Annotated in this window: 12 protein-coding genes; 9 read left to right on the top strand and 3 right to left on the bottom strand. The window is 47.3% G+C overall.

Going from position 1 to position 13754, the window contains the following annotated elements:
* Positions 1–109: 109 nt before the first annotated feature.
* The 5 genes from KAH19_RS04180 (at position 110) to ilvC (ending at position 6566) form a co-directional block, all read left to right on the top strand.
* A complete protein-coding gene (locus KAH19_RS04180) occupies positions 110–1138 on the top strand; it encodes a YeiH family protein (protein WP_210685228.1) in 1029 nt (342 codons plus the stop codon).
* Between the two features lie 493 nt (positions 1139–1631).
* Complete coding sequence (locus KAH19_RS04175; RefSeq protein ID WP_210685227.1) at positions 1632–2990, top strand: tagaturonate epimerase family protein; 1359 nt, start codon at positions 1632–1634, stop codon at positions 2988–2990.
* A 603-nt stretch (positions 2991–3593) separates the two neighbouring features.
* Positions 3594–3815: a hypothetical protein gene (locus tag KAH19_RS04170; RefSeq protein WP_021719399.1), complete on the top strand. Its 222-nt coding sequence runs from the start codon at positions 3594–3596 to the stop codon at positions 3813–3815.
* A gap of 13 nt (positions 3816–3828) precedes the next feature.
* Positions 3829–5499 carry a biosynthetic-type acetolactate synthase large subunit gene (gene ilvB / locus KAH19_RS04165; RefSeq protein ID WP_210685226.1) on the top strand — a complete coding sequence of 557 codons (1671 nt, stop codon included), beginning with the start codon at positions 3829–3831 and terminating at the stop codon, positions 5497–5499.
* Positions 5500–5543: 44 nt separating this feature from the next.
* Positions 5544–6566 carry a ketol-acid reductoisomerase gene (gene ilvC, locus KAH19_RS04160; protein WP_256437814.1) on the top strand — a complete coding sequence of 341 codons (1023 nt, stop codon included), beginning with the start codon at positions 5544–5546 and terminating at the stop codon, positions 6564–6566.
* A 415-nt stretch (positions 6567–6981) separates the two neighbouring features.
* Here ilvC and KAH19_RS04155 read toward each other — a convergent pair whose 3' ends face one another.
* Positions 6982–8382, bottom strand: a complete 1401-nt coding sequence (locus tag KAH19_RS04155) for a DHA2 family efflux MFS transporter permease subunit (RefSeq protein ID WP_210685224.1) — start codon at positions 8380–8382, stop codon at positions 6982–6984.
* Positions 8375–8881 (bottom strand): MarR family winged helix-turn-helix transcriptional regulator, encoded by a 507-nt coding sequence (locus KAH19_RS04150; RefSeq protein ID WP_210685223.1) that lies wholly within the window; start codon positions 8879–8881, stop codon positions 8375–8377. Before KAH19_RS04150 ends, KAH19_RS04155 begins: the two co-directional genes overlap by 8 nt.
* Before the next feature lie 339 nt (positions 8882–9220).
* Here KAH19_RS04150 and KAH19_RS04145 point away from each other — a divergent pair, with 339 nt between their 5' ends.
* Positions 9221–9808, top strand: a complete 588-nt coding sequence (locus KAH19_RS04145) for a hypothetical protein (RefSeq protein WP_210685222.1) — start codon at positions 9221–9223, stop codon at positions 9806–9808.
* Between the two features lie 6 nt (positions 9809–9814).
* Entirely contained in the window at positions 9815–10144 is a 330-nt protein-coding gene (locus tag KAH19_RS04140; protein ID WP_210685221.1) for a helix-turn-helix domain-containing protein, read from the top strand.
* A gap of 78 nt (positions 10145–10222) precedes the next feature.
* Here KAH19_RS04140 and KAH19_RS04135 read toward each other — a convergent pair whose 3' ends face one another.
* Complete coding sequence (locus KAH19_RS04135; protein ID WP_210685220.1) at positions 10223–11287, bottom strand: acyltransferase; 1065 nt, start codon at positions 11285–11287, stop codon at positions 10223–10225.
* Between the two features lie 236 nt (positions 11288–11523).
* On the opposite strand from KAH19_RS04135, the gene KAH19_RS04130 reads away from it, so the two are divergent.
* Both KAH19_RS04130 and KAH19_RS04125 read left to right on the top strand, forming a co-directional pair.
* Positions 11524–12348 (top strand): hypothetical protein, encoded by an 825-nt coding sequence (locus tag KAH19_RS04130; RefSeq protein WP_210685219.1) that lies wholly within the window; start codon positions 11524–11526, stop codon positions 12346–12348.
* Positions 12349–12442: 94 nt separating this feature from the next.
* Entirely contained in the window at positions 12443–13732 is a 1290-nt protein-coding gene (locus KAH19_RS04125) for an OmpP1/FadL family transporter (protein ID WP_210685218.1), read from the top strand.
* The last annotated feature ends 22 nt before the right edge of the window (positions 13733–13754 follow it).

The following is a 13754-nucleotide window of genomic DNA, read 5'->3' as shown; positions in this document are numbered from 1 at the left end:
ATTCTTCGGGAATAAATCTGTTTCCATAGCAGAACTGCCTATCCTCCATTTTTGAAAAATATATGCTGCTTATGCTATAATTATATTTGTTTTTTATGGAGGTGTTATAGTGAGCTTTTTCTCAGATAAGTGGCGCGGGATTATCTTATGTGCTGTTTTGGCAGTGCCGTGCTGGTTTTTAGGCAAGCTGGTGCCTGTTGTCGGCGCACCGGTCTTTGCAATTCTTTTAGGTATGCTGGTGGCGCTTGTGTGGCCCGTACAGGCTGCGTTTAAAAGCGGTGTAGGCTTTGTATCCAAAAAGGTGCTGCAATACGCAGTAATCCTGCTTGGCTTCGGTCTGAATATTTCCGTAGTGCTGGCAACCGGTAAGCAGTCACTGCCGATTATCGTCTGCACGATTGCAACTTCGCTTATCGTGGCCTATGTATTGCATAAGGTGATGAACATTCCTGGCAGGATTTCCACACTTATCGGTGTAGGCTCGTCTATCTGCGGTGGCAGTGCGGTGGCAGCGACAGCGCCTGTCATCAAGGCGGACGATGAGGAGGTGGCGCAGGCTATCAGTGTTATCTTTTTCTTTAATGTGCTGGCAGCGCTGCTTTTCCCGTGGTTGGGTACAGTGTTGGGATTTTCTACGACAAGCGGCGAAGCCTTCGGTATTTTTGCCGGTACTGCTGTTAACGATACTTCTTCGGTTACGGCAACGGCAGCGACCTGGGATGCTATGTTCGGTCTTGGCACGGCAACGCTGGATAAGGCGGTAACGGTAAAACTGACGCGTACGTTGGCAATTATTCCGATTACGCTGGTATTAGGTTATCTCGTAGGCAAGCGCGAACAGGATGCGAATCATGAAGTTAATATCAGGAGCATTGTGCCGAGCTTCATAATTTACTTCGTGCTGGCTTCGCTTATTACAACGTTGGCAACAAGCATGGGCGTAGCGGCAGAGGTTTTTGCACCGCTCAAATGGCTCAGTAAGTTCTTTATCGTTATGGCGATGGCTGCGGTAGGTCTGAATACGAATATCGTCAAGCTTGTGACAACAAGCAGCAAGCCTTTGGGACTCGGTCTTGGCTGTTGGGCAGGTATTACGTTTGTGAGCCTGCTTTTGCAGCATCTGCTTAATCTCTGGTAAGCAGAATAAAATTTAATTTTGCATCGGAAACAGCGACAAATAATAGTTTGTTCGCTGTTTTTGACGTTTTAAAAGGCTGTTTTGCTTGTGAGCGGGACGAAGCGGGACCCCTAGATATAGTGTTGTGGAAATCTCCTCCTAGTTGTTATTAAAGTTATCCACAGATTGTGCATAACATGTTGATAATTGTGTAAAATCCTTGTAAACAAGCCACTTTTTTCTCAGAGGCTGGTGGATAACACTCTGTATAACTAAAAGTTATGCACAAAAACTGTGGATAAGTCTGTTGATACTGTTGATAACCTTACACTAAATATCGGAAAAGGGGGATATATTTTCCAGGAAAACAAGATAATTTCCTATTGCTGAGGTGGTATTTTGTATACAAACGCAAGTTTTTTTGCTATCTGCAAAGTTTTTGCTTGCGTAATAGACGATTTTTGTTCATAATATTATTATGACTAATTGTAAGTAAATGGAGGAAGATTAGGTTATGGCATTAAAGCAAATGGATGCATTGGCAGCTTTGCGTGAGGCTGCAGGTGAAGTTATAGAAACTTCTTTGTGTGATGTACAGGGTAGCTGGCTGGCACTGGTAAATACTGAGGAAGGCAAGCGCCTGGCTTTTGCTGCAAAGGGTGAAGCTGCGCTGAGCGCACTGTGGAAGGATGTTGAAAAGGAAGCAGACGTTAAGGACGTACATGTTTCTGTTATGGCACTGAATGCAAATAATGCTGCGCTGGTGCGCCGCTATGTTAAATGGACCGCACCGACTGCCTGCGGCACTAAAGGTGCCAGCATCGGCTTCAGCGATTGGCTGGGAGAGGCAGATGCGGTTGTGGCGGAGCTGTTCGGTAAACGTCAGCTGAAACCGGTATTGGTTGACTTTACTACCGAGGACAGCGAGGCACTGCAGCGCTATTTTGTACAGGCTGTGGATACCGCAACCTGGGGTGTGCTCGAAGAGGGCTACAAGGAAGGCTACGGCGCTAATGCTGCCGGCTTGAAAACAGAAGAAGAAATTGTGAAGGCTCTGCTTTACGGTTACAGCATGATTGGCTTTGACTGCAGCGATAAGATTGACCTGGGCATTGAAAAGCTGTCCGACGAGGCTGTTGATAAACGCTTTGAGCAGTTCAACGAAACCTTCCGTGCTGCTGTGCATGCTTCCTATCTGAACGCTGAGTTCAAGGTTGGCACCAGCAAGATTACTTTTACGGAAAATCAGCTGCATCGCATCGTTCTGGAATACGGCGAAGCAATTATGCATATCCAGTTCATCTACAACTCTTATCTGAAAAATACTCCGTGGGATATTGACTTTGAGTTGGATCTGTCCAAACCGGGTAAGGTGCTGACTCCTCAGGAGCATTATCTGATAGGCAACGAGCTGCAGCGTAACGGTATTAAGCTGAGTTCTATCTGCCTCGACCCGCTGAAGGACGCAGAGGCGGTAAACGATAACCTGCAGCTGCACTGCGAGATTGCCGACACCTTCGGCTATCGCCTGAGCTTTAAAAATGCGGACATCGCTATGAACGATATTGCTGCTGCTATGAAATATCTGAAGGGCAAGGTTCATTTCAAAATGAACAATATCCTCTGGCTGAGCGCAATAGAGCTGGTAAAAGCTCTGGATGCCGACCTGTTCGGCAAGCTTTGTGCTGCCTGCGGCTGTGAGCCGACAGCAGACGCTGCCGACCGCGCACTGGTGCTTGGCTACAGAAAGGCGCTGAATCCGAAGAAAGAAGGCAATGTTGCTGCTGACATGAAGGCTTTCCTGGAAGCGCATCATGCTGAATATGCTGCTGCAATCAAAGAGAGTGTAGCTGCAAAATTGAAGAATATCTGAAATTAAAATTCAAGGGCTTCCCAAAAATTTTTGGGAAGTCTTTTGTTTTAAACGATACAAAACAGCGTATTTAACGTGTTTTTGCATAATGGATATTAGTGTACTTTGTCTACTGAAAAGTAGCGCGAAATTTTTAATCGTTTGATTAGTTTGTATACGATAGACAAAAAGCTGAAAATGTTCATGTACAGTGACTAAAAGAAGAAAAATGTAAAATTTTACAAAAAAGTGTTGACAAACGATTTAGATGGGTGTATAGTATCAGTAATTTCAAATTGACAACCAAAGGTTATGATTGGGACTAAAGATAAGCGTAGAGTTTTAGAGAGCCGGTGTCTGGTGCAAACCGGTACGAAGCCTTATTGATTAAATCACCCATGAACTCGTCAGCGAAAGCTTTGCAAGTAGACTGATGCGCAACGGATGCGTTATTTCCGAGCCGGTTGATGGACTGGTGCTGAAAGTAATAAATTAGGGTGGTACCGCGTATTATACGCCCCTGCATATATGCAGGGGCGTTTTTTTAATACTACTCCTGAAAAGTCCATCAAAAGATAATTGACGTAGTAGAAAATTAAGGTGTTCTTGATAGGAGGAATTAAAATGTTTGAAAAGGTATTGGTAACTGGTCAGAATGATGAAACTTTATTGCCGCGTGTATTGCGTGTGCTTTCCAAGCAAGGTGCTCAGGTACGTTCCCTGCGCATGGATGCAGAAGAAAATCGTCTGAAGCTGGAAATCCAGCTGGCAGATGTGGCTGCTGCTCAGGTTGCCAAGCTGCTGGCTAAGCAGGTTGCAGTTGAGTCTGTAGCTACTATGGCGTAAGGGGGATAGACTGATGAAGCTGAAGGGCTCAGAAGCCATTGTAAAGGTCCTTTTGGAGCAGGGCGTAGATACAGTCTTCGGTTATCCCGGAGGTGCCGTAATTCCGCTGTATGACGCATTGTACGATGCACCGCTGAAAAATGTGCTGACCGCACATGAGCAGGGCGCTATTCACGCAGCTGACGGCTATGCCCGTGCGAGCGGCAGAACCGGCGTATGTATCGCAACCTCCGGTCCCGGTGCCACAAACATTGTTACCGGCCTGGCAACTGCTTATCTTGATTCCATTCCGCTGGTAGCGATTACCGGTCAGGTTGGCGTAAGCATGCTGGGACGGGATTCCTTCCAGGAGATTGATATTGTCGGCGTTACAATGCCGATTACCAAATACAACATGCTGGTACGCAGCAAGGAAGAGCTGCTGCCGGCACTGCGCAAGGCATTTGCCTTAGCGCAGGAGGGCAGACCGGGACCTGTGCTGGTGGATATTCCCAGCAGCGTACAGGTTGAGGAGCTGGAATGGAGCGAGCCGCAGGCAGCTTCTGAAGCGGAAGAGCTGCCGCAGGCAACACCGGAGCAGCTGCAGCAGGCAGCGGCAGTGCTGAACAAGGCACAGCGTCCGGTACTGCTGGTTGGCGGCGGCGCTGTCAACAGTGGTGCACAGGAAGAACTGCTGGAGCTGGCCCAAAAGGCTGATTTGCCGGTAGTAAATACGCTGATGGGCATCGGCGTTTATCCCGAGTCTGACGAACGCTCCCTGGGCATGACCGGCATGCATGGTCATATCGCTTCCAACATGGCTGTAGCGCAGGCTGATGTGCTGGTAGTCGCAGGCAGCCGCTTCAGCGACCGCGTAACCGGTGACCGCAACCGTTACGTAGGACAAAAGACGATTATCCAGCTTGATATCGACCCGACGGAAATAGATAAAAATATAGCAACAAGCCTTTCCGTAATGGGTGATGTAAAGCAGACACTGCAAAGCCTGCTGCCGTTGGTGCAGAAGGCAGCACACGCCGATTGGTGGCAGCAGATTAAGGCTTGGGATGCAACAGAGGACCGCAGCCTGCTGGCTGGCGACCGCCTGACAGCTCCCTGGCTGATGAAGGAGCTGAGCCGCAGCTTTGAAGGAGAAAATCCGATTTATGTAACTGACGTTGGTCAGAACCAGATGTGGGCAGCACAGCATTTAATTGTTGATAAACCGCGTCACCATCTGACGAGCGGTGGCTGCGGTACGATGGGCTTCGGTCTCCCCGGCGCGTTGGGTGCAGCTTTTGCCGAGCCTGATAAGCAGGTAGTGCATATCTGCGGTGACGGCGGCTTCAAGATGACCGGCATGGAGCTGTATACGGCAGCGCGTGAAGGCAAAAAGCTAATCAGTATCGTTATTAATAACAGCTGCTTAGGCATGGTCCGTCAATGGCAACAGCTCTTCTATAACGAGCATTACTCTAATACACTGCTGACAGAGTTTGACTTCATCGGCTTTGCTCATTCCTGTGGTGCAGGAGGTCGCAGAGCAGCGACCTGCAAGGAATTTAAGGAGGCGCTGAAGGCGGCGCGCGAGGCTGACAAGCCCTTCCTGATTGAAGTAATAGTAGAACAGGGTGATCTGGTAGAGCCGATGGTGGCAGCCGGTGCTGCGGTAGATGACTTCGTCAAGATTAACAGATGCAGATAAACAGCTATAAATAAGGGAAATTTTTATTAAATTTATATATTAAAATAAGGGAAAAGAAAGAGGTAATAACAATGGTTAAAATGTATTATGACAACGATGCGAATCTGGAATTATTGAATGGCAAAACAGTTGCTATTATCGGCTATGGTTCTCAAGGTCATGCACATGCATTGAACCTGCAGGAGAGCGGCGTAAACGTAGTTGTAGGCCTGTATGAAGGCTCCAAATCCAAAGCTAAGGCAGAAGCTGCCGGCCTGAAGGTTATGACTACTGCAGAAGCTGCTAAGGCTGCCGATATTATCATGATGCTGATTCCGGATGAAAAGCAGGCTGCTACATATAAAAAAGATATCGCTCCGAATCTGGAGGCAGGCAATGCTCTGGCTTTTGCACATGGCTTCAACATTCACTTCGGTCAGATTGTTCCTCCTGCTGATGTAGACGTATTCATGGTTGCTCCTAAAGGCCCCGGCCATCTGGTTCGTCGTACCTATACCGAAGGCAGCGGTGTTCCTGTCCTGGTAACTGCTTATCAAAACCCGACCGGCAAGGCTCATGACCTGGCTCTGGCTTATGCTAAGGGCATTGGCGGTACTCGTGCAGGCGCTCTGGAAACCACCTTCCGTGAAGAAACCGAAACCGACCTCTTCGGCGAACAGGCAGTTCTCTGCGGCGGTGTTTGCGCTCTGATGAACGCAGGCTTTGAAACTTTGGTAGAAGCAGGCTATGAGCCTGAAAGTGCATACTTCGAATGCATGCACGAGATGAAGCTGATTGTTGACCTGATGTATGAAGGCGGCATGGCTAAAATGCGTCATTCCATTTCCGATACCGCTGAATATGGCGACTATGTAACCGGTCCGCGCATCATCACTGCTGAAACCAAAGCTGCTATGAGACAGGTTCTTGCTGAAATTCAGGATGGTACCTTTGCTAAGAAATGGTTACTGGAAAACCAATGCGGCCGTCCGCAATTCAACGCTATGCGTCGTCGTGCTGCAGCAACCCAGGCTGAACAGGTTGGCGCACAGCTGCGTGGCATGATGAGCTTCCTGAAGAAAAAATAATCAACAGCTTACAAGCACTTTTAGTGCAGAAAATAAAAATAAGGGAAAGAGCGTAATCCGCTAAAGGCAGCGTACAGAAAAAAATAGCTGCCGGGATTACGATAAACAAAAATAAGGGAAAGAGCGTAATCCGCTAAGGATAGCATACAGAAAAAAATCAGCTGTCCGGATTGCGAAAAATAAGGGAAAGAATGTGAGCCGTAAACGCAGCATAGAAAAATAAAAGCTGCGTGGCTTGCAGTAATTAAAAATAAGGGAAATATTAAAAGGTCGCTTACCTGCGCGTCAGATGCAGGAAGCGGCCTTTTTGACATGTTGGTATAATATTTGATGTAAAAAGCCTCCCCGGCGTATGTGCGCAAGGGAGGCTTTTGCAATATCTGCGATAGAATGCAGCAGATTAAGCGTGAGCAAGCTATTTATTTTTAATAAGAGCGAACACCTTTAAGGAGCAGCAAAGGATGAGCACTGCGCTGACGGTAAGCACGTAAAAGCCGTGTCTGCTGCCCAGCATAGTAGCGTGCGCGATATTTCCCGGTTCCGCAGCCTGTGCGGTTGCAACAATCGTACTGATAACCGCCGTACCGACTGCGCCTGCCAGCTGTAGCAGCGTGTTCATCGCTGCGTTGCCGTCGGCATTCAGCTCTTCCGGTAACTGGCTTAGGCCATTGGTCATAATTGTTCCCATGGAAAACCCTTGGCCGAAGGCAAAGAACAGATAGAACACAATGAAGAGCAACGAGCTCAGCTCGCCCGGATAAAGGCTGTAGCAGATTACGGATACGAGAATGGATGCATTGCCTAGTAAAATCGGGCGTTTGGCACCGAACTTGTCCAACAGCCTGCCGCTGATGGGAGCTAGCATAGCACCTATAATGCACCCCGGTAGCAGTAGACAGCCGGCAGTGAAGGCATCCGTATGCGAAACAAGCTGCGCATAGTTTGGGATTAAAAAGCCCAAGCCCAGGCAGACAAAGCCGACGAGCAAAAGGCTGGCAGTGCTGAGCGTATACGGAAGATAACGGAAAATTTCTACACGCAAAAGCGGCGCGCTGCTGCTTAATGATCGCTTGTAGAAGGCAGTTAACGCAGCAAAACAGATTGCGAAAAGAGCAAGCACCTCGATACTGAACCAACCAAAATCGGAGGCAATACTGGTAGCAAAAATCAGGCTGCTGAATCCGATTACAAGCAGCAGGTACAAGCCAAAGTTAAAGGAAGAAGGCTCCAGCTTGCCGGCCTGACGGATATTTTTGATACCCAAGACGGCAGAAAGCAGTAAAAATGGCAGCAGGCTGACAAAAATCATGCGCCAGCCAAAATAGCTGACGATCATACCGCCGAGCGACGGACCGACAGCCGGCGCCATGGCAGTAATAAGCGAAGCTATGCCGATCATAAAGCCCAGGCGTTCACCGGGAACCTGCTCCAGGATAATGTTAAACATCATCGGCAAGGCGATACCTGTACCGATACCCTGCAGCAATCTGCCGATAAGCAGAACATTGAAATAAGGCGACCAGGCGGCGAGCAGTGTGCCTGCAAGAAAGCTGCTAATGGCTGCAGTAAACAGGCTGTGTGTTGCGAAACGGCGCTTGAGATAAGCAGAGGTTGGGATAATAAGTGCCAACACCAGCAGATAGCCGGTGGTTATCCATTGTACGAGCGAGGTGCCGATATTAAATTCGTGCATGAGCGTGGGGAAGGTAACGTTCATAGCAGTTTCGACAACAACGCCGCTAAAGGACATGATACCGGCGGCGACGATTGAAAATAGTAAGCGTGTATCTAGCACACGTGTAGAGCTGTCAGTCATTAATTTTTTCCTTTCGTTGCCCGATAGCGGGAACGTGTCCCGGCAACGCAGGCTTATGCGTAGACATTGTTTGGTAAAGCTTGGCGATGGTGGCAGCAGTGGTGTTGATATCGGCTTCGCTGATATCGGTAATTTGTGCGGCCAGCCAGCTGTGATATTGGGCGATGTAATAGGCGTGAATCTTTCGTCCCTCGTCTGTCATGCGCAGTCTGACGATGCGTTTATCCTGTTCATCGCTGAACTTTTCGATAACATTGATTGCCTGCAGCTCGCTTACCAGACGAGTGATGCCGGGGCGAGTTACCTGCAGCAGGTCCGCAATGTCGCTGACCTTGGGAGGCTGCGCGGTACGTTCAAGGTATTCGATATAGTCCAGTACTTTAAGATTGCCAGGAGTTAAGCCTTCCGGCAGAGGTGGCTGCAGCTCTACTATACGCTTTGCTTCGTGGCAGGCGATGAGCAGAGTTTTGATTGCTTCGATAGGCAGTTTATTTTTCATGATGATTCTCCTTTGCAATATGATTACTTAAAGTAATTATCAAAGATAATTATATTGCGCTGGTGGGGGGATTGTCAAGGATGGGGGGGAATGGAAAATAATGTAATGATTTGCTGAAAACTGTCTAAGCGAAATATTTTAGTGTGAATATCAAAATAAGCTCTTTTTCCCAATATCCTCATAAAATATGCAGTAGTTGCATATTTTATCCTCATGAAATCTGCACTGATTGCATATTTCATGAGGATAGCTTAAAATAGAGTTAAAAAGAATGTTTAAGACACTTAAAAACTGATTATGCAAGTGTTGTAATTCGATTATTGAAGTGGAGAAGCATAAATGTTATTAAATTTTACCCCGCAGGATATTTCCTGTGCCTCCCATCTCACTAAGCTGACATGGGGTGATGAGATGGCGCTGACTAATGATGGCTTGAAGGATGTGCTGTACGAGGCGATGGTGCGCTATTATTATCGCAGTGAGGACTTTTCTTTAAAGATGACGGATGAAGAAGGTATGCAGGGATTTTTGTTGGCGGCGCCCTTGAGTGAGCGTGATCATTCCCAGTCCTGGTTAAAGCAAAGCCTGCAGCATTTTGAGTGCGAGGAGCAGGATCTTGTTTACGATTATCTGCGCTATTTGTCTTATAACGGACAAAAGGTGAGGGCGTTGGCAAATCCGGAGGATTTGCTGCTGTGCCTGTTTTTGAGCATGAAAAGCGGTGTGGGCAGCAAGCTGCTGCATAAGGTGGAAGCGATTGCTCAGAAAAATAGCGTTAAAAAGCTCTATTTATGGGCGGATGCTACCTGCGATTATGAATATTACCGCAAGCGTGGCTATAGCGAAGCGGCGCATTTTACGAATAATATTCTGCCGCAGTTGGGTGTGCAGGAAACATGGATATACAGCAAGGAGCTGAAGGAGTGACTGTAAATGTTGCATGAAATGAGTGATGCTTTACCGGCTTGTCCGGTAGAAACTACACTGACCTTAATCAGTGATAAATGGAAGGTGCTGATTTTGCGCGACCTTTTGACGGGAACAAAGCGCTTTGGCGAATTGAAAAAATCTTTGGACGGAGTCAGCCAAAAGGTGTTGACATCACAGCTGCGGCAGATGGAAGCTAGCGGCCTGCTGACGCGCAAGGTTTATGCTGAGGTGCCTCCGCGTGTTGAATATACGCTTACTGAGCTTGGTTACAGTCTGCAGCCTGTTTTGGAGGCTATGCGTGACTGGGGTGAGGCGTATAAGAAGAGATTTTGATTTGAAGATATAAGCAAAAACACCACCTGCAAACGCAAGTGGTGTTTTACAATATATGGGGAACAAGAAGAAAACTTTTTACAGACGGCTTACATGGCCGATGAAATAATGGCCCCAGGAAACGCGCGCCAGTGCTTCCATGGTCAGCAGGCTGAGGCTGAGCATAATGATGAAGAGCAGCGGATAAAAGCAGAGCTGCTGCGGTGACATATGCAGCAGTGTAAGCAGCTCGCTGCCGACATACATATAAATGATGTGAATCAAGAATAAACCGAAGGAATAGTTGCCAAGATACATCATAAAGCGCTTGCTGAGGCTGTCCTGTGATTCTAGGGTGCAGGCATAACGGAAGAGCATAGCGATGATGATGCTGTACAAAAACAGGTTGAGCGGGAAGCAGACAAATTCCAACAGCGGCAGGATATGCAGGTAGTATTTAGCAAACCAGCAGCCGCCGATTAAAATCAGATTCAGGATGAAGCCTGTCATCAAAAGAACGTGATGGGTGTCAATCCAGCGCAGCATTTTTTTATGGTAGATATAAGCCAGCATACCGAAGGAGAAGTAGGCGATATAACGCAGAAAAGTGGTAATTTCTAACGTTAAGATGACTGCCTGATTGCTGCAGCTGATATTGTTGCAGATTTTCCAGAACAGCTGCAGCAGGATTACCTGAATAATAAAGCGGTGCAGCCTGTGATGCAGACGGCAACGGTTAAAATAACGCAACAGCAGCGGGTAGATAGCATAAAAACCAAATAACGCCCGGAAAAAGGCCATGTGAACAGCGCTGCTGCCGGTGATAATAAGATAAGCTGCCTGCTTAAGCGTGAAGCTGGCGTTGCTGAAGAACCAGGCACCGCCAAGGTACAGTAACGAAAACAGCAAATACGGCGAAAGCACCGACAGGAACATCCTGCGGAAGAAGGACCACTTGTAATAATCGGCATGGCGATTGTGGCTGATGAACATATATCCCGAAACAAACATTACCAGGGGTACGGCAAAGAGGGAAATAATATCTAGCAGCATTTCGGAAATAGTGACCCATGATTCCGCGTGAGCGTGGCTGAAGTACCAGGTGGTGTGCATCAGCATGACGCCCAGAACCACGAAGCCACGTAATAATAGGGGAAAACTCATAGCTTTATACATCTTCTTTCTCTCTAGTAGAGTTATTTTACTACTTTAAATTTTATAGTCAAATAGCGATTAAGCATTTACATTATAACTAAATGGAATATAAAAGGTTGATAAGCTATGACAGATAACATATAAGCATTAATATTATTACTCCTGTACAGGTTGACGCTTGACAAAGACAGCGGCAACGCAGATAATTTGAATAGAATATATAACAGATTGAGGAGGATACTGAAATGGAAAAACAGGAATGGCAAGGTTATGTACAGAAGGTAGCAAGCTGTGATTACCCTATACCGTTGAATCTGATAAACGATTATGATGATTGGAAATGCCGCAGCAACGTAGGACGTATGCTGATGATTTTAAAGGATATCGAGGGAGCTATGGCGGTGCTGGCAACCGTAAAGGATGTGCAGCCGGATATGGAGGATGCACCAGAGTTCGGTCTCAGCGAGGCGGAGCATAAGGTGCTGTGCCTGCGTGATATTGCGGAAATCATTTGGCGCTTGACCGGTACCGGTGATGCACCGATTATTTATTTGAATGAAGCCTACAGACTGTGCCGTGAGTATAAGAAGGTTTTCCGCAGTGCAGATCGTGGCGCTATCTGGGCGCGCAGACTGGAGCTGCAGCGTTCCTGTGGCGCCGAGGATGCTGCATTGAGCGAGGCGAGAGCAATGCTGGAGGCGGAAAAGGCTGTGGAAGGTGTTAATCCGTACCGTTTCCACGCACTGAAGTTTATTGCGGAAAGCATGGCGGAGCAGGGCGATTATGCTAAGGCTGCGCTGCTTTTGGCAGATGCCTACAAATCCTTCCCTGTGAACGAGGCTGCCAAGAAAGCTCTTGCTGAGGCCGAGGCTGCAGCAGATGCTAAGGAAAGATATGCTATGTATCATCACTGCACCACGATTCAGTACCAGCCGTGGGAGAAGGATAATGTGCCGACGCTGGAGGATGTACGCCGCCTGCAGGAGCGTAACTTTGCACGTCGCGAGGCAGCGAAGGCTGCCGGCGAGGAGCCGGATGAAAAGGGTTCCTTTCAAAGTTTAATTAAGTAATTAAAACGAGCGATTAAAAGATTTTGTACGCACTTTTCACGAATCTGTTACAATTAGTAGCAGGTAATAAAAATGTGAGAAGGGATGTACTTATATGAATAAAAACTTTTTAGCTTTAGGCTTAGCTGTAGCACTGCTGGCACCCCAGGTAGCAGGCGCTGAAGGCTTTGGTATTAATGAATGGTCTGCTGAAGGTGTTGCTATGGGTGGTGCGCGTATGTTTGCTGAGGACGATGCTGCAAACGTGGCTTACAACCCTGCTTCTATCACCAAAGTAAAGGGTGAGGTAATGAAGAGCAGCTACACTTATCTGAGCCCGCACGGCAACTATAAGCTGTATGATGGTGCAGGCAAAGAAATTGAGGACGGCAAAAACGTTGTTCATGCCGGTTGGGCAGTAGGCAGCTACTACGTAAGGCAGATTAATGATAAAGAATGGTTCGGCATCGGTGCTTTCCCGCGCTTTGCCATGGTATCCGAGTTTGAGCGTGCCAGCAAGGCATCTACTAATGCATTTTTCTCTAAACTGAACGGTGTCAGCGTTACTCCGACCTATGCGCACAAGTTCGACAAAAAATGGAGCGCAGCAGTTGGTGCGGAAATCAACTATGTTGGCCTGGAGCTACAGAAAAACCTGCAGATGAAAATGCCTGTAGCAACACCTGTGGAAACTAAGATTGCTACTATCGACGGCACTACGCAGATTGAAGGCGAAAGCTATGCTTTAGGCTGGAACGCTGCTGCCAACTATGCTTTTGATGATAAAAACGAAATCGGTGTAGTTTATCGCAGCCGTATTAAGCATTCCTTAGAAGCAGATTTAAAAGGTTATAATACAAAACCCGATTTAATGGGTGGCGGTGACGTTTTCGGCAACGCTTATGGTGTGGTAACTCTGCCGGACAGCTGGGATATCGGTTACAACCATAAATTTGACAAGAAAACCCGTCTGGAATTGAAAGCTACTCGTACCAACTGGAGTACCTATGATGCTTTAAATGTTTATTTTGATAAATCTCTTGTAGGTATTCCCGGTATAGCGGAAAGTTCTCCTTCTGCTAAAAACTGGTCTGACGGCTGGCGTTATGCTATCGGCTTAGAGCACAACTTCAGCGATAAATATGCAGCTATGGCAGGCTTTGCTTTCGATGAATCCTCTATTCCTTACGAGGGCGGTGATTTCATGGTACCGACCGGTATTCGCCGTACCTATTCCATCGGTGCCCGTTATAACGATAAGAAACAGACTGTTGCTGTTGCTTTGGGTTGGATGGATGTCGGCAATCTGGATTTCGCCGGTCATGCTACCGATGCTTATAAGAGCGCTCATGCTTACGACAGCTTTACTAAGATTGCTTCTATTTCCTACCAACGTAAATTCTAATTTTATATTTTAGCTTTACCGG

It is taken from the genome of Phascolarctobacterium sp. Marseille-Q4147, assembly GCF_017968825.1.
Classification (GTDB): domain Bacteria; phylum Bacillota; class Negativicutes; order Acidaminococcales; family Acidaminococcaceae; genus Phascolarctobacterium_A.
This window is presented reverse-complemented; position numbering and strand designations above follow the sequence as displayed.